18 protein-coding genes are annotated in these 18,463 nt (G+C 59.5%); 3 read left to right on the top strand and 15 right to left on the bottom strand.

From position 1 onward, the window contains the following. Positions 1–41: 41 nt before the first annotated feature. Positions 42–311, top strand: coding sequence for a twin transmembrane helix small protein (locus ACQE3D_RS13170; RefSeq protein ID WP_313730165.1), 270 nt, complete (start codon positions 42–44; stop codon positions 309–311). Between the two features lie 65 nt (positions 312–376). Here the strand turns inward: ACQE3D_RS13170 and ACQE3D_RS13175 are convergent, their stop codons facing one another. The 10 genes from ACQE3D_RS13175 to bioB form a co-directional block, all read right to left on the bottom strand. Then, entirely contained in the window at positions 377–1,255 is an 879-nt protein-coding gene (locus ACQE3D_RS13175; protein WP_064030445.1) for a cytochrome c oxidase subunit 3, read from the bottom strand. Positions 1,256–1,269: 14 nt separating this feature from the next. Beyond that, positions 1,270–1,815 carry a cytochrome c oxidase assembly protein gene (locus ACQE3D_RS13180; protein ID WP_313730164.1) on the bottom strand — a complete coding sequence of 182 codons (546 nt, stop codon included), beginning with the start codon at positions 1,813–1,815 and terminating at the stop codon, positions 1,270–1,272. Positions 1,816–1,980: 165 nt separating this feature from the next. Then, positions 1,981–3,597 carry a cytochrome c oxidase subunit I gene (gene ctaD, locus ACQE3D_RS13185; protein WP_064030440.1) on the bottom strand — a complete coding sequence of 539 codons (1,617 nt, stop codon included), beginning with the start codon at positions 3,595–3,597 and terminating at the stop codon, positions 1,981–1,983. A 57-nt stretch (positions 3,598–3,654) separates the two neighbouring features. Next, entirely contained in the window at positions 3,655–4,875 is a 1,221-nt protein-coding gene (gene coxB, locus ACQE3D_RS13190; protein ID WP_313730163.1) for a cytochrome c oxidase subunit II, read from the bottom strand. Between the two features lie 249 nt (positions 4,876–5,124). After that, positions 5,125–5,520, bottom strand: a complete 396-nt coding sequence (locus ACQE3D_RS13195; protein WP_064030438.1) for a bacteriohemerythrin — start codon at positions 5,518–5,520, stop codon at positions 5,125–5,127. Positions 5,521–5,723: 203 nt separating this feature from the next. Next, positions 5,724–6,419, bottom strand: coding sequence for a dethiobiotin synthase (gene bioD, locus ACQE3D_RS13200; protein WP_313730162.1), 696 nt, complete (start codon positions 6,417–6,419; stop codon positions 5,724–5,726). Beyond that, entirely contained in the window at positions 6,416–7,198 is a 783-nt protein-coding gene (bioC, locus tag ACQE3D_RS13205) for a malonyl-ACP O-methyltransferase BioC (protein WP_313730161.1), read from the bottom strand. Before bioC ends, bioD begins: the two co-directional genes overlap by 4 nt. Further along, the gene (gene bioH, locus ACQE3D_RS13210) at positions 7,195–7,956 is read right to left on the bottom strand and encodes a pimeloyl-ACP methyl ester esterase BioH (RefSeq protein ID WP_313730160.1); all 762 of its coding nucleotides are present in this window, start codon (positions 7,954–7,956) and stop codon (positions 7,195–7,197) included. Before bioH ends, bioC begins: the two co-directional genes overlap by 4 nt. Beyond that, positions 7,953–9,110, bottom strand: a complete 1,158-nt coding sequence (gene bioF, locus ACQE3D_RS13215; RefSeq protein WP_281020500.1) for an 8-amino-7-oxononanoate synthase — start codon at positions 9,108–9,110, stop codon at positions 7,953–7,955. Before bioF ends, bioH begins: the two co-directional genes overlap by 4 nt. Next, the gene (gene bioB / locus ACQE3D_RS13220) at positions 9,110–10,099 is read right to left on the bottom strand and encodes a biotin synthase BioB (RefSeq protein ID WP_313730159.1); all 990 of its coding nucleotides are present in this window, start codon (positions 10,097–10,099) and stop codon (positions 9,110–9,112) included. Before bioB ends, bioF begins: the two co-directional genes overlap by 1 nt. Before the next feature lie 72 nt (positions 10,100–10,171). Between bioB and ACQE3D_RS13225 the strand changes: the two genes are divergently transcribed. Beyond that, entirely contained in the window at positions 10,172–10,873 is a 702-nt protein-coding gene (locus ACQE3D_RS13225) for a ComF family protein (RefSeq protein ID WP_313730158.1), read from the top strand. A gap of 334 nt (positions 10,874–11,207) precedes the next feature. On the opposite strand, the gene ACQE3D_RS13230 is transcribed toward ACQE3D_RS13225, so the two are convergent. The 3 genes from ACQE3D_RS13230 to ACQE3D_RS13240 all read right to left on the bottom strand — a co-directional run bounded on the left by ACQE3D_RS13230 (position 11,208) and on the right by ACQE3D_RS13240 (position 13,359). After that, complete coding sequence (locus ACQE3D_RS13230) at positions 11,208–12,176, bottom strand: FAD:protein FMN transferase (RefSeq protein WP_313730157.1); 969 nt, start codon at positions 12,174–12,176, stop codon at positions 11,208–11,210. Between the two features lie 104 nt (positions 12,177–12,280). Beyond that, entirely contained in the window at positions 12,281–12,826 is a 546-nt protein-coding gene (locus ACQE3D_RS13235) for a TlpA family protein disulfide reductase (RefSeq protein WP_313730156.1), read from the bottom strand. A gap of 407 nt (positions 12,827–13,233) precedes the next feature. After that, positions 13,234–13,359 carry a hypothetical protein gene (locus ACQE3D_RS13240; RefSeq protein ID WP_313730155.1) on the bottom strand — a complete coding sequence of 42 codons (126 nt, stop codon included), beginning with the start codon at positions 13,357–13,359 and terminating at the stop codon, positions 13,234–13,236. A gap of 179 nt (positions 13,360–13,538) precedes the next feature. On the opposite strand from ACQE3D_RS13240, the gene ACQE3D_RS13245 reads away from it, so the two are divergent. After that, positions 13,539–15,338, top strand: coding sequence for an alkaline phosphatase family protein (locus ACQE3D_RS13245; RefSeq protein ID WP_313730154.1), 1,800 nt, complete (start codon positions 13,539–13,541; stop codon positions 15,336–15,338). Positions 15,339–16,083: 745 nt separating this feature from the next. Here ACQE3D_RS13245 and ACQE3D_RS13250 read toward each other — a convergent pair. Both ACQE3D_RS13250 and cysK read right to left on the bottom strand, forming a co-directional pair. Further along, positions 16,084–17,043 carry a calcium-binding protein gene (locus tag ACQE3D_RS13250; RefSeq protein WP_313730153.1) on the bottom strand — a complete coding sequence of 320 codons (960 nt, stop codon included), beginning with the start codon at positions 17,041–17,043 and terminating at the stop codon, positions 16,084–16,086. Between the two features lie 468 nt (positions 17,044–17,511). Then, positions 17,512–18,459, bottom strand: coding sequence for a cysteine synthase A (gene cysK, locus ACQE3D_RS13255; protein WP_313730152.1), 948 nt, complete (start codon positions 18,457–18,459; stop codon positions 17,512–17,514). Between the last annotated feature and the right edge of the window lie 4 nt (positions 18,460–18,463).

The raw sequence follows: 18,463 nt of genomic DNA on the forward strand, positions 1-18,463 counted from the left end.
GGAATCGTCGAGAATGGCGCTTTTGCGCCGACTTTCCCGCCATGCCGATCAAAATATTCGTTATTGTCGCTTTTCTCGCCATTTTAGTCAGCCTGGGCTCGGCGCTGTTTCATTTGGTCAGACACAAAAGCGACGAAGATTCGCGTAAAACCGCCAAAGCCCTGACGTTTAGAATTGGCTTGTCGCTGGGCTTGTTTATTTTGTTGGTGCTGGCCTTGGCCGCCGGCCTGATTCAACCGCACGGCCTGGGCGCCAGAATGCACGCCGACCAAAAACCGGCGTCATCCGCTCCTCAAAATCCCGGCCGCTAAACGCCGGCAAAAAAAAAGCGCGCTCGTCGCCGAGCGCGCTTTTTTTCGTTAACGAAAGCAGGCGTTTACATCAAGTAAACGAAGACAAACAAGCCCAACCAGACTACGTCGACAAAGTGCCAATACCATGCCGCCGCTTCGAAAGCGAAATGATTTTCCGGCGTAAAATGGCCTTTCCAGCTTCTGAACAGCACGACCGACAGAATGATCGCACCGACGCAAACGTGGAAACCGTGGAAACCGGTCAACATGAAAAAGGTTGAACCGTAGATCCCGGAACCCAGCGTCAAACCCATCTCGTGATAGGCTTCGTAGTACTCGGTAGCTTGGCAGGCGACAAACAAAAAGCCCAAGCCGACGGTAGCCAACAGGCCTTTGATCAGCTGGCCGCGATGCTTGGCCAACAATCCGTGATGCGCCCAGGTGCAAGTAACGCCGCTGGATAACAGCAACAAGGTGTTGATCAACGGTAAACCGAAGGCGCCCATCGGCTCGAAATCGCCGCCGACTTTACCGGGACCGTTGGTCGGCCAAGTCGAGCTAAAGCCGTCCCACAACGTAAAGGTCGAACGACCCGGACCGCTGACGAACGCGCCGTCGGTCGCGCCCAACCAGGGCACCGACAGATTGCGGGTGTACCAGAGCGCGCCGAAGAACACCGCAAAGAACATCACCTCGGAGAAAATAAACCACATCATGCCCATCCGGTAAGAAATACCGACGCCGTGGTTGTACATGCCGGACTCGCTTTCGGTTGCTTGCAACGCAAACCACGCGCCCAACATCACCAGAAACACCACGAAACCGGCCAACATCATGCCGGAGCCGATCGAGTTGCCGTTCAAATGGTTTGCAAAGCCCGCCAGCGTCAGCATCAAACCGGCGGTGGCCATCACCGGCCAAGTGGCTTTATGCGGGATGTAATAAGCTGTGTTTGTAGACATAACCTTCCCCTTCGTTAATTTTCAGATTTTTCAGTAATTTCAAAAAAAGTGTAAGACAGCGTAATGTTTTTATAGCGCTCGGGCAGTTTCGGATCGACAACCAAACGAACCGTCATGTTCTTCTCTTCGTTCGGATCGAATATCTGTTCCAACTCGCAAAAACAAATCACCTTTGTGACGTATTCCTTGACCAAGCCCGGCGTGTAAGTCGCTACCGCGCGTACCTTAATCCTGCGATCGCTCAAGTTTTTCGCGTGAAATCCCACCGAATAATATTGGCCCGGATGAATCTTCAGACTGGGCGTTTCCACCTTAAAGTCCATCGGCACCGCACGATTCAGCGACGTCAAAAACTCCATCGTGATTTCCCGGGACTCGTCGACCTTGAACTCGGATTCGGTCTTGGCGACGCTTTCCAGCGTGGCGTTTTGTCCGGTGAGTTCGCAAAGCACGTCGTAAAGCGGTACCAGCGCATAACCGAAACCAAACATCAGCACCGCCACGCCGATCAGTTTCGCGGCCAGTCTGCGGTTTTTACCACGCAACTCGTCGCCGCTCATTGCGACATGGCCTTCATCACCGCGAACACATAAATCGTCAACGCCACCGCGACCAAGGCCAGCGCGGTCAAAATATTTTTAGTCTTGATATTCATCTCTATCCTCGCGCCCTCCTGTCGGATCGTGCCGACAGGAGGGTCGCCGTCCAAGCCGCCCGCCTAGCGATTAAAAATGCTCTGTCGGAATTTTTTCCGGCGGGGTGGCAAACGTGTGGTAAGGCGCGGGAGACGCTACGGTCCACTCCAAGCTATGCTTGCTGGCGTCTTCCCACACTTCGTCGGTGACTTTCTCGCCGGTACCGCCGCGAATCGTATCGATGACGATGTAAACGAACAGCAATTGACTGAAGCCGTAGATGAAAGCGCCGATACTGGACACCATGTTCCAATCCGCGAATTGAATCGCATAGTCCGGAATACGGCGCGGCATGCCGGCCAGACCCAGGAAATGCTGCGGGAAAAACAGGATGTTGACCGAAATCGCCGACAACCAGAAATGCAGTTTGCCGATTTTCTCGTTGTACATATGCCCGGTCCATTTAGGCAGCCAAAAATAACCGGCGGCCATCAGAATGAAAACCGAAGCCGGTACCAAGGTGTAATGGAAATGGGCCACGATGAAGTAGGTATCGTGATATTGAAAATCGACCGGCGCGACCGACATCATCAAACCGGTGAAACCGCCCATCGTAAACAACACCACGAACGCGATCGCGAACAACATCGGCGTTTCGAAGGTCATCGAGCCTTTCCACATCGTCGCGGTCCAGTTGAATACTTTCACGCCAGTCGGAATCGCGATCAGCATCGTCGCATACATAAAGTACAGTTCGCCGGCAATCGGCAGACCGACCGTGAACATGTGATGGCACCAAACGATGAACGACAGGAATGCAATCGCGCCGGTCGCGTAGACCATCGAAGCGTAACCGAACAACGGTTTGCGAGCGAACACCGGAATGATGGTCGAAGCCACGCCGAAGGTCGGCAGAATCATCACATACACTTCGGGATGACCGAAAAACCAAAAGATATGTTGATACAACACCGGGTCGCCGCCGCCGGCCGCGTCGAAGAAGCTGGTGCCGAAGAAACGGTCGGTCAACAGCATCGTCACCGCACCGGCGAAAACCGGCATGATCGCGATCAACAGGAATGCGGTGATCAGCCAGGTCCAGACGAACAGCGGCATTTTCATCAAAGTCATTGCCGGGGCGCGCATGTTGAAAATGGTCGCGATCACGTTGATCGCACCCATGATCGACGACACACCCAGCAAGTGAACCGCGAAGATCGCGAACGGCAAGGCTTTTCCGGTTTGCAATACCAGTGGCGGATACAGCGTCCAACCAGCCGAAGGCGCGCCGCCCTCCATGAACAGGGTACTGGCGATCAGCAACACGCCGGCCACCAACATCCAGAAGCTCATGTTGTTCATCCGCGGAAGCGCCATATCCGGCGCGCCGATCATCATCGGAATCATCCAGTTGGCCAGACCGACGAAAGCCGGCATCACCGCCCCGAAGACCATCACCAATGCGTGCATCGTGGTCATCGAGTTGAAGAAGTTGGGATCGACGAATTGCAATCCCGGCTCGAACAATTCCGAGCGAATAATCAAAGCCATGCTACCGCCGACGAAAAACATCGCCAGCGAGAACACCAGATACATCGTGCCGATGTCTTTATGGTTGGTGGTAATTATCCAGCGCAGAATACCCTTATCCGGGCCGTGATCGTGGTGATCGTGGTGATCATCATGTTCAGCTACGACAGCAGTCATACGTAATACCTCAAGAAATAATAGATAGTGAGTTCAACGCTATAAAACCGGTTCCGATCAAGAGCCGACTTTGTTCTCGGCGACAACCTTGGGTTTGACTTCGCCGTTCTCTTTACATTGTTGAGCCGCATCGTCGATATCCGGATACAAATCGTCGAAATCGTCGAGCGTCAAGGCCTGACAAGGTTGGAACTCATCGCCGACATTGTTGCCCAGATTCGGAGAATTCCGCAGATAGGTCACCAATTCGGCCAATTCGTCGGCAGGCAATTTCTTGAACGCCGGCATTTTGCTGGTACCGGCTTGCACGAAACCGATCAGTTGATCGACATTGCCGGTCACTTTCGCGCTGGCGCTCAGTGCTGGATACCAACCGCTGATGCCCTTGCCGTCGATTTGATGGCAAGCCACGCAGTTTTTCAAGTAAACCGATTCGCCCTTAATCAGCAGCGAAGACCTGGTCAGCTTGCTCAAATCCGGCGCTTGTTTTTGTTTTTCCAGCGTGGATTTCACCCAGGCGTCGTACTGCTCCTGTTCCATCGCGATGACGACGATAGGCATGAAGCCGTGGTCGCGCCCGCACAGCTCGGTGCATTGGCCGCGATAGACGCCGGGCTTGTCGACTTGGGTCCAGGCTTCGTTAACGAAACCGGGATTGGCGTCTTTTTTCCAGCCCAGATCGGGAACCCACCAAGAGTGAATCACGTCGGCGGCGGTAAACAGGAAGCGGATTTTCTTACCAACCGGAACCACCAACGGCTTATCGACGTTCAGCAGGTAGTTGGGTACCGCGCGCGGGTCCATCGTGCTGACCCGGTGGGTTTTTTCGCTGGCTTCGTCCAGATGGCTTTCGAAGTGAATGCCGGAATCCAGGTATTCGTAGTCCCAATACCACTGTTTCCCGGTCACTTTGATGCTCATCTCGGATTCTTGGGTTCCATCCAGATCGACCACGGCTTTGGTTGCCGGAATCGCCATACCGATCAGAATCAGCGTAGGGATAATGGTCCAGATAATCTCGACCGTTGTATTTTCATGAAACTGCGAGGCTTCGTGCCCTTTTGATTTTCGATGATGGAAAATCGAGTAAAACATCGTACCGAACACCGCGACACCAATGAATACGCATATCCAAAGGATCAGCATGTGCAAATCGTACAGCTCATGACTGAGTTGTGTCACACCTTGCACAAGATTGAGTGTGTAGTCCGCGTGTGCCGCCTCCAGGCCCCAGGCCATCAAAACCAGACACGCGAGCAGTTGCTTTGTTTTCTTCACGGAGCAGCCTCCCCACTAGTAGTTATAAACTTGTATGCGTTATATCTTCTGTAACATTGCGCACCCAACCGGCGAGGCCCGCGGTTCCCTTTACAGATAATTGTCTTAAATAAACTGAGCAATTTTACCCCATCGCAGAGCAGCAAACCAGAAGAGGTTTTCCCGTTTCGGCAATTTACGCGTAAAAAAGGCTTGCGAACATTGCTGCTCGCAAGCCTTTGTGACCGCTTTAGCCTGTCGGCTTGGGACTTATTTCAACGTATCGGAGTACGACATATCGAAGGTAGGAATATGGCTATCCAACCAGCCTTTGACCAATTGTCCGACTTCCTCGGTCACTTCGGCTTGACCCGCGTGAAATTTCTTTTGCAAATCCGCGCAAATACCGACCATGGCTTCGTGCTCGGCTTTATGGCGGTCGTAACCGCCAAAACCCTTGGCCAGCATTTCCCGTTCTTCATGAGCAAAATGATCGACCACATAAGCAATCAAAGCATCCAAGGAAGCGCCGATCGTCGCGCGCGCCGCGCCGCCGGTTGCCTCGTCGTACAGTTTGTTCAACAAACCGAACAAAGTCTGATGCTCCGAATCGGCAAAGCCCACGCCGGTGCCATACTGATCCGCGGTCCAAGTAATTAAAGCCATAAAACGCCTCCAGGTTGTATTTTTATTTAGGATGCGCCGCGCGAATTCGTCCCGGATTCCGCCAGCGGCAATCAGTCCATACGGACTTTTTAAGTTCAGGCCGCCGACCCTTCGAACCGGCGCCACCATCGTCTCCTTGCGCCGAGAGACCCGGCCAGTCGCCGCGCCCTCGGATGGTGGCCGTCATTGTCGTCATCCCCGCTTTAAAAATTTTGACGCAAATCAAACATTTGCCAGTTTGGTGGGCATAGATGTTGCCCAAGCTCGGCGAAATCCGGTTCGAGCCGGTAAGGTAAAACCCCCAATAGCGGGGCCGACAAATGGGTTTGCAAATAGGCCAGATTGCCTTCGAAACCCGGCATCGCCTCGCTCAAGCGGACCGCGAGCCACCCGGCGCAACGCAGCCCGGTCCGCTCGACCGCCTCAACCGTCAAGCGGGCGTGATTGATGCATCCCAAGCGCATGCCGACCACGACGACGACCGGCAATCCCAAACGACGCGCCAAACCGGCGTTGTCCAACGCGGCGTCCAGCGGCGAATACCACCCTCCGGCGCCTTCGACCACCAACCAGTCGGCGGTCGCGTGCAATTCGGCGGCCAGCGCGGCGATACGCTCCGGATCGACTGAGGTATCGCCGCAAGCCAGATGCGGCGATATCGCCGCCTCGAACGCGTAAGGATTGATGGCCGCGTAGTCCGCCGGCGTGGAACACGCCGCCTGGATCAGCAAGGCGTCGCGGTTATAGAAACGGCCGTCGCGCCGCTCGCAGCCCGCCGCTACCGGCTTCATGCCGGCCACCGTGTAGCCTTCCGCGCGCAAGCGGCGCATCCAGGCCAGCGTCGCCCAGGTTTTGCCGACGTCGGTATCGGTACCGGTGATAAACACGCCGGCTTTCATCGAAACGCCCTGACAAACAGAATCTCCCAACTGGCAAGGATCCGCGCGTCGGGCATTAAAGCCTGGTAAGCGGCGACCATGTCCCGCAATTGCCGGCGCGTGGTCGGCCCGTGCCGGCGATCGGCGTTGAGGTTGTGCGCGCCGATACCCTTCAATTCCCGCATCAGATCGGCGACCGCCGCATATTCGGTCGAATACGTCCGCGAGACGATGTCGCCATCGTGCCAACCGGCGACCGCCAACTGGTCGCGTATCTCGGCCCCGGACACGAACGCATTCACGTGCCGGTAATCGTCGACCTCAGCCCAAGCCGCCTTCAACTCCACCAGGGTACCCGGCCCGAAGGTCGCGAACGCCAATTGCCCGCCCGGCGCCAGCACCCGCCGGCAATCGCCGAACAGCGCCGGCAAATCCGCGCACCACTGCAAAGCCAGATTGGAATAGATTTGACCGAGACCGGCATCGGCCAGCGGCAAACGCTCGGCGTCCGCGCACACATACCGCACGCCGGCCGGCCATTTGACCCTGGCCGCTTGCAGCATCGGCAGCGCGATGTCCAGCGCATACACCGGCCGATCGGCGGCCCGGCCCAGCAACAAACCGGTCAAAAACCCGGTGCCGCAACCCAGATCGGCGATAGCGCCGGCCGCCGGCGACACGTCGAAGCGGGCCAGCAATTCGGCCCCAACCCGACGCTGCAAGGCCGCCACGCTATCGTAACCGGCCGCCGCCGCGCCGAACGAACGGCGAATATCGCGTTTGGCTATCGCGGCATTCATTCGCGCGCCCGCAACAACGCCATCACCTGCTCGGGATGGCTCAGAAACGGCAAGTGGCCGGCCGCATCGAGACAATACACGCCGGCCTCCGGCCTTAAATCGGCCAGCGCCTTAGCGGCGGCGACCGGTACCAGCATGTCCCTGCCGCCGAAAATGGCCGAGGCCGGACAGCGCAAATGCCGCCATTGTTCGCGCAAATCGGCGGTTTTCAAGATGTCCAGCCCGCCGCGCAACGCCGCTTCGGCCGGCGGCGGCGCATCCGCCACCGCTTGTCGCAACTGCGCCAACAACAGCCGTTGCTCGGGCAAGCCTTGCACTTGCAGGGCCAGAAAGCGTTGCAGCGTGGTTTTGGCATCGGCCAGCAACAGCTCGGCAAAACCGTCCAGCACCGCCGGACGCATGCCCGGCCAAGCGCCGTCGCCAACGAATTTAGGATTGCAGGCCAACAAGGTCAACTGCTCGACCCGTTCCGGATAGCGCGCGGCGATGTCCAGCGCGAAGGCGCCGCCCAAGGACCAACCCAGCAACGCGAATCGGCGAACCGGTAGCGCCGCGACCAAGGCATCGCCGACCGCCGCGAGCTCGAACGGCGTCAGCGCGCCGCTACGGCCGTGTCCGGGCAAATCCGCGACGATGGTTTGATAATGGTCAGCCAAGCGCTCGGCGAATCCGCGTAACACGCCGCCGTGCATGGCCCAGCCGTGCAATATCAGTAGCGGCGGCCCGCCGCCGCGCTTGTCCAGATGAATAAGCGTCATGCGCCCAGCTCGCTCAAAGCCTCCAGCAAAGCATCGATTTGCGCGTCGTCGTGCAGAGCCGTCAAGGTCACCCGCAAACGGGCGGTGCCGGCCGGCACCGTCGGCGGCCGAATCGCGCCGACCCAGAAGCCCCGCTCGGCCAACGCTTTACTCAGTGCGACCGCGCGCTCGCTATCGCCGGTCGGCAACGGTTGGATCGCGGTTTCGGAAGCCATCAGCGGCAAACCCAATTGCTCGGCGCCTTGCCGGAAACGCGCGATCAGCTCGCGCAAGCGCTCGCGCCGCCAGGTTTCGTCGCGCACGATGCGCAACGCGGTACGCGTGGCCTCGGCGACCGCCGGCGGCATCGCCGTCGTGAACACATAACTGCGGGCTTTTTGAATTAGTAGCTCGATCAAATCGTCGGAACCGGCGACAAAAGCCCCGAAGGTGCCGAAGGCCTTGCCCAAGGTACCGATCAAGATCGGCACCTGTTCGGCGCTCAAGCCGAAATGCTCGACGATGCCGCCGCCGCGCGCGCCAAGCACGCCGAAGCCGTGGGCATCGTCGATCAACAAGCCGGCATCGTGGCGGCCGACCAATGCCGCCAATGCCGGCAGCGGCGCCAAATCGCCGTCCATGCTGAACACCCCGTCGCTGACCACCAAGACCTTGCCCGATCCGGTCGCCAGTTTCGCGGCCAGATCGGCGGGGTCGGCGTGATGGTAGCGGCGAAACCGGGCACCGGCCAGCAAACCGCCGTCCAGCAGCGATGCGTGATTCAGCCGATCTTCCAGCACCGTATCGCCGCGCCCCAGCAAAGCCGAAATCGTCCCGACGTTAGCCATGTAACCGGTCGAAAACAGCAACGCCCGCCGCCGGCTGGTGAACTCGGCCAATGCGTCCTCCAACGCGTGATGCGCGGCACTATGCCCGCAAATTAAATGCGCGGAGCCGCTGCCGACGCCGTAGCGTTCCGCGCCGCGCTGAAAGGCATCGACCAGGCGCGGGTCGGCGGCCAGGCCCAGATAGTCGTTGCTGCAAAAATTGACCATCCGCCGCCCGTCCACGTTCAGCAGCACGCCTTGCGGGCCGTCCACGACCCGGCGGCGCCGGTACAAACCTTGTTGCTCCAGCCGGCCCAGCTCGCCGCTAAAATCGTAAAAACCGGCCATCAAGCGTAACTGGAGCCGCCCATCCGCACGCCCAAGCGCTGAAACAATTGCCGGTCGTGGCTGGTCATCGGATTGTCGGTGGTCAGCAGTTTATCGCCGTAGAAAATCGAGTTGGCCCCGGCCAGAAAGCACAAGGCCTGCATCTCGTCGCTCATCGCGGTCCGGCCGGCCGACAAGCGAACCCGCGATTCCGGCATCATGATCCTGGCCACCGCCACGGTGCGCACGAACACCAGCGGGTCCAGCGTAGCGGTGCCGTGCAGCGGCGTCCCTTCGACTTGCACCAGCATATTGATCGGCACGCTCTCCGGATGCTTGGGCAGATTCGCCAGTTGCAGCAACAATTTGGCTCGATCGACCTCCGACTCGCCCATGCCGACGATGCCGCCGCAGCAGACATTGATGCCGGCTTCGCGCACCCGTTCCAGCGTATCCAACCGGTCCTGATAGGTCCGGGTGGTGATGATTTCCGAGTAATAGTCCTCGGAGGTATCGAGATTGTGGTTGTAATAATCCAGACCGCCGTCCTTCAAGGCTTGGGTTTGCCGGTCGGTCAGCATGCCCAAGGTCACGCAGGTTTCCATGCCCAGCGCCTTGACGCCCTTGACCATCTCGACGACCCGCTCGATGTCTCTATCCTTCGGGCTGCGCCAGGCGGCGCCCATGCAAAACCGCGAAGCGCCCTGGGCTTGGGCCTGTTGCGCGGCTTGCAACACCGTTTCGACCGGCATCAGCGCCTCCGGCGTCAGATCGGAATCGTAGCGGGCGCTTTGCGGGCAATAGCCGCAATCTTCCGAGCAGGCGCCGGTCTTGATGCTCAACAGGCTGCTGACCTGGATTTCGTTGGGATCGAAGAACGCCCGATGCGCGGTCTGGGCCTGAAAAATCAAATCGTTGAACGGCAATGCGAACAAGGTCTCGACCTCGGCCAATTGCCAATCGTGACGAAGGTTGGCGACGTGGTTCGAAGGTTTCTGGCTGGCGGACATTCTGCTACTCTCCCATGCTCGGCGGCGGCGCAAGCGGTGACCGGGACCGCTTATCAACCTATTTAAAGAAAAATGGTAAACCATTGGCTAAACATTATACAGACTTTGCTGTTACCACCGCGCTGCGTATTGTGCGGCGCGCCCGGCCACGCCGGCCTGGACCTGTGCGCCGGCTGCCTGGACGACCTGCCTCGCAATGTTTCCTGCTGCTACCGCTGCGGCGAACCGTTCGAAGCGAGCCAGCCGCGACCGCAACTTTGCGGGCGATGCTTGAGCAAGATGCCGGCCTTCGACGAGACCTACGCGCCGTTTTTGTATCGCAGTCATTTACGCTATTTGGTGAGCCGCCTGAAATTCCAGCGCGACTACAAGAATGCCCGAGTGCTGGCCGGCTTGCTGGCGGCCCACGCCGGGACACAAGCCGAACGGCCGGAATGTCTGATCCCGGTGCCGCTGCATCGCGGACGCTACCGCGAACGCGGCTTCAACCAGGCCATGGAAATCGCCCGGCATTTATCAAACGAATTGAAGATTCCGCTGGATTCGCGGAGTTGCCAACGAGTGCGGGATACCGGCCATCAAATCGCGTTGCCGGCCAAACAGCGCCGCAAGAATCTGCGCAACGCCTTTCGGGCCACGCGGCCGTTACCTTACCGCCACGTCGCCATCGTCGACGACGTGATGACCACCGGCGCCACGGTCGCCGCGCTGGCAACGGCACTGAAGCGAGCCGGCGTCGGCCGGGTGGATGTCTGGGTCTGCGCCCGAGCCTAATGACCCACTGAAATAAATCGGGCCGGTATTCACCGGCCCGATCGCTACTGCCCCTATCGATACCCGAATCTAAGCGTATGTATCGATGTTTCTACCTTTACTACCGTCGTTATCCCCATCGGCATCTTTCGCGACCGGTTGCACCGGTTGCGGCGCGGGCTGCCGGTTCTCTACGGGCGGCTTCGCTTGATTGACGAGAGGAACGTACGGCGTGGAGCCCACTCCCGATATGGATGACATGTCGATCTCCCATGGATTGAACACTGTCCGCCCGACTGGACGGACCACCGGGTTATCGGCCGAGCCGGCGAAAACTTAAGCGTAAAATCAACGCTCAGCGCGGCGAACCCGCGCCCCGCGCCGTCGGCTCCGCCGGACCGAACAAGGTCCCGCCGCCTCGACCGGCCACATCGACCCATAAATGCGGCAGATTCAGTTGCTCCAACCACTCGACGCCGTCGCCTTCCTTCAGCATCGCGATCGTCGAAGCGCTACCGGCCACCACGCAAAAATCACCGACCACCGTCACCGCCGCCAAATGCCGCACCGGCCAGCCGGTCTTCGGGTTCAAAATATGCCCGTAGCGCACCTGGTCGATGACCATGCAGCGCTCGTAATCGCCGCTACTGGCCACCGCGCCCTCGTACAAGCTCAAGGTATCCAGCAAGCCGCCCTGTCGGCGCGGATCGCGAATACCCACCCGCCAGGGACTGCCGTCGCCGCGCGGACCGATCACCCGAATATCGCCGCCCAAATTCACGACCCCGCGCTGAACCCCGTGCTTGCGGCAGATCGTCGCCGCGCAATCGGCGGCGTATTCCTTGACGACGCCGCCGAAATCGATTTCCATGCCGGCGACCGAAAACGTTAAATCCGGCCGGCGCCAGCTCAGCCGGTGCCAGCCCACCTTGTCCAGCAACGCCGCCAGCATGGCCGGCTCGGGCAAACGGCCGGCATCGAATTTCCAGGCCCGGCGCAAAATTCCGGAGGTCACGTCGAACAAGCCCTCGCTTTGCTCGTAGCAGGTCAGCGCATAATCCAGCAAGCTGGCGGTTTCGTCGTCCACCGCGATCGCACCGCCAACCGCCGCGCTCCGGTTGATCTCCGATAAAAAACTATCGTCCCGGTAACGGGAATAGCGCGCCTCCAGGCGCCGCACATCCGCGATCGCCGCATCCGCCGCCGCGCCGGCCGCCGCCGCGCTGCTGGCGAACAATTGGACTTCGCACGGCGTCCCCATGGCTTGGAATTCGCGGCGGTAAAACGTTAACGGACTGCGTTTGCTGGGTTTTTTCGGTTTCATGGCGGGTTAATGCGAAACGAATGGCGATGGTCGACGGCCGGTCGGGTTTTCCCTAGGGCATAAAAGCCTAGTGTAACCCGACAATCGTTTACCCCAACCCTCGCCTACAAGCTGGCCGGCTCGGCCAGCAATTGCTTGAGGACGCCTTGCAATTCGTCCACCTCGCCGGACCGGAAACCCTTATGGATGTAGCGCAGCTTGCCCTGGCGGTCGATCAAAAACGACGACGGCATGGCCTCCACCGCAAAGTCCTTGGCGCACTGCCGGCTCGGATCGGCGGCCACCGCGAAACCGGGGCGGGCCTTGGTCAAAAACGCCTGGGCATCGGCGGCGTCCTCGTCCAGATTGACCGCGACCACTTGCAAGCCCTGAGCGCCGTGTTGGCGCTGCAACTCGTTCATAAACGGAAACGATTGCATGCACGGCCCGCACCAGGACGCCCAAAAATCGACATACACGACTTGATTCTTGAACTGTTGCAAGTGCAAAGCCTTGCCGTCCGCCATGCCCTGTAACGGGCAAGCCGGCGCGGCCCGATCGACCGCCGCCGCGTCGACTTGCGCGGCCGCCATCCCCAAACCGAACGCCAGCGCCCAAGCCGCCGGCCGGCGCTTAAACCACATCAAATCCTTTAGCAAAGTATCGCTCATCGTCAAACTCTCCCAACATTAAAATTCGCCGGGCCACGGCCGACCGTTAAAAAATCCGCCCGCGCCCGGCGCGCGGTGCCCATCCGGTCCGGAACATCGGACGGAGGAATTTAAGCCCCCGCCCTAGCCCCGTCTAAGGCACGCCGGCCTGGGCTTAGCCAAACTCAACCCGAACGGAATACCGGTGATCGATAGGACCGGATTTAAACAGAAGCCCGGTATGACGGCGCCAAACCGGCCGACCGCGAAACGGCCGGTTGGTCCGATGCCGCGATCGCCTACCAGCGTTCCGTCAGTTTTTACCCCGGCGATACTCGGCGTCGAGTCTTTTTGTCCGACGTCGAACCAACGATACCCGGCGCCGAGCCGGCGATACCCGGTTTTGCCCGGCTTCAGCCTGACCGACCTCAACTGGCCGTCGCCGGCTCGGCGCTGGAACCGCCGGGAAAACGGGTCCGCAAATCATCGAACAAGGTTTGGGCATTCGGCCGGCCGCGCTTGGCCGCTTCGCGCTCGCTATGGTAGTAGGCCAAAGATGAACCCGACCCGATTGATCGCGGGCATTCGGTTCGGGCCGGGCGAAGACTATTTTTTCAACCGCCGCCCCTCCTTCATCGTCGCGTCATAAACACGCTTTAGGCTGCCGCATGCCATCCCTTCATCGTGATGGCGCAACCCTCCCTTGATGCATTCGAATTTGGAGTGATCGTCCATGCGAACCACGAAATTCCGCTCTATCTATCCGCTGACGACGGCTGTCGCGTCGGCGTTAATGCTTAGCGCCCCGGCGCAAGCGCAAGACGAACATAAAACCGCCACGCCGATTAAGCACGTGATCGTCATCGTTGGCGAAAACCATACCTTCGACAACCTGTTCGGCGCCTATCAACCCAAACGCGGCCAACACATCGACAACCTGCTCAGCAAAGGCATCATCACCGCCGACGGCGAACCCGGCCCCCGCTTCGACCTGGCCAAGCAACGGGTCGGCAGCGCCACCGACCGCTACCGGGTCGTCACCGAATCCATCGGCGATTACGACCTCGGCTTACCGCAACCCTATACCACCTACGCCATCGGCCAAACCGCCGGCGTGTTGGATAACCGCTTTCCCAGCAACTTGCCCAACGGCCCCTATCAAATCAGCAAATACGTGCCTTACAACGAATACACCGGCGACCCGGTGCATCGGTTCTTTCAAATGTGGCAAGACCTCGACGGCGGCAAACACGACAAATTCGTGTGGGTCGAAGAAAGCATAGGCACCGGCTCCGACGGCAAACCCTACCCGGCGGGCGGCTTCAATCCGATGGAAGGCGCCATTTCGATGGGCTTTTACAATATGAATACCGGCGACGCGCCTATCTTCAAAGCCCTCGCCGACACCTACGCCATCAGCGACAACTACCACCAATCCGTCCAGGGTGGTACCGGCGCCAATTTCCTGGCCCTGGTCACCGGCCACGCGGCCTATTTCACCCACCCGACCAAACTCGACGGCAGCGCCGCAAAACCTTGGGCCAACCAAATCGAAAACCCCAATCCGGTGGCCGGCAGCAACAACTACTACACCCAAGACGGTTACGGCGGCGGCTCCTACGTCAATTGCGCCGATTCGGCCCAACCGGGCGTCGCGGCCGTCAACGCCGAGCTGATCCGCCAAGGCCTGCGCAAAAACAATTGCGAAAAAGACCATTACTATCTGGTCAACAACTACAACTTGTATTGGAACCAAACCAGCGCCAGCCCCCGCTCGCTCGGCGCCGACCAATTCACGCTGCCGCCGCAAAGCCTGCGTACCATTGCCGACGTACTGACCGCTCACAACGTCTCCTGGAAATATTACAGTGCCGACCGGGGCGACGACGCCACCACCTTTGCCGGCGGCGTCAACGGCATACCGTTGCTGTTCCACGCCTACTGCGGCATCTGCGACCCGCTGACCGGGTTCAGCAGCATCATGAAAAACCCGTCCGAAGAAGCCAAGCTGCAAAACTACTCCGCCTTCCTGACCGACGTTGCCAACGGCACCTTGCCGGCGGTGTCTTACGTACGTCCCTTCGAAGCCCTGGCCGGCCATCCCGCCGACTCCACCGCCGATCAATACGAAATGTTCTTGCAAGACCTGATCGCTCAAGTCAAGAGCAATCCGGCGCTGTGGGCTTCCACCGCCATCGTCGTCACCACCGACGAAGGCGGCGGCTATTACGACTCCGGCTATGTGCAAGCCGTCGATTTCTTCGGCGACGGCACCCGGATTCCGCTACTGGTGGTATCGCCCTACGCCAAGAAAGGCCACGTCGACCATACCTACAACGATCATGCGTCGATCTTGAAATTCATCGAACGCAACTGGCACTTGCCGACGATTTCGCCGCGTAGCCGCGACAATCTGCCCAATCCGCTGGCGCGCGCCGAAAACCCTTACCGGCCCGTGAACGGCCCGGCGGTCGGCGACTTAATGACGCTGTTCGACTTCGACCGGGACGACCGCCACCACGACCGCGACTAGCTTAGAAACGGCCGGCCCGCACGCCCCTTCGACTCCGCTCAGGGAGCGTGCGGAACCAACCCTGCCCCGAGCGGAGCAAACGTTCCCTGAGCGGAGCCAACGTTCCCTGAGCGAAGCCGAAGGGAACCCAACCAACCGCCCCGAGCGAAGCCGACATTCCGGATCAAAGCCGTCAGCCCAAATACATAGAAAATACATTGATTTGTACATCCTAGCCCGAATGCCTTGCTGACATCCGTCTAAACCTGCAACTCCAGGTCGCGGTCGAGCCGGCAGCCATTGACGTTGGGGTACAAGGGCCGCGTAGTTGCGGGGTCCATCTTGGGAACCTCTATTGCCCGCGTGGATAGGACGATGGGGCTACCGTGGTTACCAACGCCGAGAAGTAAAAGGCTCACCATCAAAGTAAGCCGGCGGCTAGGAAGAGTCTACCCGCTCTGGCTGAGGCGGAACCACGGTAACCCGCCGGCTGCGTTGAGCCGAATTAACCCGCTGGCTGAGCGGAGTCGAAGCCAGCAGTCTCGCTGAGATTCCACTACAGTGGTCGGAGCGGAACGAGGCCCGCGACATGCAAACCCGGTGGCTAAGCCAAGGCAAACTATCTTCGAGAGCCGGTCGCGACGCCGAAGCACGCCGCCAGCTTGGAGGAAAGGACGTTGATCTGGGCTGTCGGCGCTCCGATGACGGCGCGCCGAACAAGGTCAAACCGACAGCGGCCCCAACCGGCGCCGCTGCCGGTTGGGGTTTAGCTATGCTCGCATTCCAGCTCGGTTTCGCCGTTCTTTTTGGTGGTCAGCACGCAAGCCTGGTTGGCGCCGTGCTCGCGTACGTCCTGCTCCGGGCCATGCTCGCATTCCTGCTCGACTTCGCCGTTGGCTTCGGTTTTCAGCACGCAGAGATCGGCGCCCTTGCCGCTGTCCAAGTTAACGTCGTCGCTGTCGTAACTCAGGGTATCCTTGCCGTTGCCGCCAAGCAGATTGTCTTCGTTCAGACCGCCGTCCAGACTGTCCTTGCCGTTCTGGCCATACAGATTGTCGTTGCCGGGGCCTCCGTTCAGGTCGTCGTTACCGTTGCCGCCCCACAAGCTATCGTCGCCGCTGGTGCTGGCATCGACACTGGTATCGTCGTCCGCATCGGACGCATCGTCGTCTACCCCGTCCTTATTGCGATCGCGCAGGTTGTTGTCTTCGCCGTACAGGCCGTCGTTGCCGTTATCGCCGTTTAACGTATCCCGGCCGGCATTGCCTTGCAGGGTGTCGTTGCCGTTACTGCCGCTCAGGCTGTCATCCCCGGATCCGCCGTTGAGTTGGTCATTGCCGTTACCGCCGCTCAGCGTGTCGTTATCGTCTCCACCCCACAAGCTGTCATGCCCGTTACCGCCGATCAGGTTGTCGTTACCGGTGCCGCCATCCAATTGATCGTTGCCGTGATTGCCTTTCAGCGTGTCGTCTCCGCCGCCGCCACAGATCAAGTCGTTACCCTTGCCGCCGTCGATGATGTCGTTGCCGGCGGTGCCCATGATGACGTCGTCGCCCTTGGTGCCCATCACGACTTCGTTACCTTGTTTGTCGAGCTTTTTGATCGCGGTTTCGGCATGAATGGTCACCGTGGCGCCCAAGCAGGTGTCTTCGGCGATGGCGGAGTGACTGAATGCCGCGGCGATGGTCAGGCCGAGTAAGGTTTTAGCGAATGTAGTTTGACTCATGATATTTCCTGGATAATTTAGGTTTTATACGCGGATCGAATGCTTCGCCGCACATTCGATCGACCGGATTGCGCCGAACCGGCATCAACGCCGAAACATTGGCCGTTGATCGCAATCGTTTATGAATACCGGAACCGGTAGTGAAAGTTCAATCGGGGGTGATGTCGCATCGAAACTGGAACGGGATGTTTCGGTCGATGCGGCTACGACGCGACTGGAGCCGCTCCGACGGCAAGGGTTCTAGCGGATCGAACGCAAGTCCTGAATTCTACTTTGTCAGCTTACTCAATAAGCATCGTCATTCCGGCATGGATGGCCTGGCCCGTTAGAGCACGGAGCGAATTCAGACGTCATAGACGGATTTAAGCCATACCATCCGTGGTACTGGATGCCCGCGTCCCGGCGGGCATGACGGTCCTAAACAAATCCGACAAAGTAGAATAAAACGGCGTCAGGATTTGCCCATCCTCAAGCGCCGAACAAGGCCGAGCTTAAATAGCGTTCGCCGGAATCCGGCAGCATGACGACGAAGCTTAGTCCGGCGTAATCGGGCAACGCGGCCAAGCGCATCGTCACGGCCAACGCGGCGCCGCTGGACAAGCCGGCCAGTATTCCCTCTTCCTTGGCCAAACGACGGGCGTATTCGACGGCCTCGGTTTCGCTGGCGGTTTCGATTCGATCGATCAGGTCCAGGTCGAGTATCGCCGGCACGAAGCCGGCACCTATGCCTTGAATGCCGTGGGCACCGGGCTGTAAGACCTGTCCGGCGCGGGTTTGGCTCAGCACCGGGCTGGCGGCCGGTTCCACCGCCACAGTTTCGATCTGCTTGCCCTGGCGTTTCAAAAATCGTCCGGTGCCGGTGATGGTGCCGCCGGTGCCAACCCCGGCGACGAACACATCGACCGCGCCGGCGCTGTCTTGCCAGACTTCCGGGCCGGTGGTTTGTTCGTGTATCGCCGGATTGGCCGGATTTTTAAATTGTTCCAGCAGCAAATAGCGATCGGGATCGGCCGCGGCCAGCCGTTCAGCCGCTTCTACCGCGCCGCGCATGCCCAGTCTGCCGTCGGTCAACAACAGTTTGGCACCGTAGGCGCCCAGCAATACGCGGCGTTCGCGGCTCATCGTATCCGGCATCGTCAGCGTGATCGGAATGCCGCGCGCGGCGGCCACCGCCGCCAATGCGATGCCGGAATTGCCGCTGGTGGCTTCGATCAAGGTCACGCCGGGCTTGAGCAAGCCCTGCCGTTCGGCGGCCCAAACCATCGCCGCGCCGACCCGGCATTTCACCGAATAGGCCGGATTGCGGCTTTCGATTTTGGCGAAGATTGTCACCGGCAGCTCGCGGCCGATCCGATTCAGCCGGACCAGCGGCGTGCGGCCTATCGAAGCGGAATTGTCGGTAAACCAGTTAGCCATATCG

The organism is Methylomonas sp. MS20, from assembly GCF_050275925.1.
Classification (GTDB): Bacteria; Pseudomonadota; Gammaproteobacteria; order Methylococcales; family Methylomonadaceae; genus Methylomonas; species Methylomonas koyamae_A.

Excerpts from the sequence above, each read along its gene's own strand:
- ACQE3D_RS13170 (WP_313730165.1), top strand. The coding sequence starts at position 42 with ATGCCGATCAAAATATTCGTTATTGTCGCTTTTCTCGCCATTTTAGTC.
- ACQE3D_RS13175 (WP_064030445.1), bottom strand. The coding sequence starts at position 1,255 with ATGTCTACAAACACAGCTTATTACATCCCGCATAAAGCCACTTGGCCG.
- ACQE3D_RS13180 (WP_313730164.1), bottom strand. The coding sequence starts at position 1,815 with ATGAGCGGCGACGAGTTGCGTGGTAAAAACCGCAGACTGGCCGCGAAA.
- ctaD (WP_064030440.1), bottom strand. The coding sequence starts at position 3,597 with ATGACTGCTGTCGTAGCTGAACATGATGATCACCACGATCACCACGAT.
- ACQE3D_RS13195 (WP_064030438.1), bottom strand. The coding sequence starts at position 5,520 with ATGGCTTTAATTACTTGGACCGCGGATCAGTATGGCACCGGCGTGGGC.
- bioD (WP_313730162.1), bottom strand. The coding sequence starts at position 6,419 with ATGAAAGCCGGCGTGTTTATCACCGGTACCGATACCGACGTCGGCAAA.
- bioC (WP_313730161.1), bottom strand. The coding sequence starts at position 7,198 with ATGAATGCCGCGATAGCCAAACGCGATATTCGCCGTTCGTTCGGCGCG.
- bioH (WP_313730160.1), bottom strand. The coding sequence starts at position 7,956 with ATGACGCTTATTCATCTGGACAAGCGCGGCGGCGGGCCGCCGCTACTG.
- bioF (WP_281020500.1), bottom strand. The coding sequence starts at position 9,110 with ATGGCCGGTTTTTACGATTTTAGCGGCGAGCTGGGCCGGCTGGAGCAA.
- bioB (WP_313730159.1), bottom strand. The coding sequence starts at position 10,099 with ATGTCCGCCAGCCAGAAACCTTCGAACCACGTCGCCAACCTTCGTCAC.
- ACQE3D_RS13225 (WP_313730158.1), top strand. The coding sequence starts at position 10,172 with ATGGTAAACCATTGGCTAAACATTATACAGACTTTGCTGTTACCACCG.
- ACQE3D_RS13230 (WP_313730157.1), bottom strand. The coding sequence starts at position 12,176 with ATGAAACCGAAAAAACCCAGCAAACGCAGTCCGTTAACGTTTTACCGC.
- ACQE3D_RS13235 (WP_313730156.1), bottom strand. The coding sequence starts at position 12,826 with ATGAGCGATACTTTGCTAAAGGATTTGATGTGGTTTAAGCGCCGGCCG.
- ACQE3D_RS13245 (WP_313730154.1), top strand. The coding sequence starts at position 13,539 with ATGCGAACCACGAAATTCCGCTCTATCTATCCGCTGACGACGGCTGTC.
- ACQE3D_RS13250 (WP_313730153.1), bottom strand. The coding sequence starts at position 17,043 with ATGAGTCAAACTACATTCGCTAAAACCTTACTCGGCCTGACCATCGCC.
- cysK (WP_313730152.1), bottom strand. The coding sequence starts at position 18,459 with ATGGCTAACTGGTTTACCGACAATTCCGCTTCGATAGGCCGCACGCCG.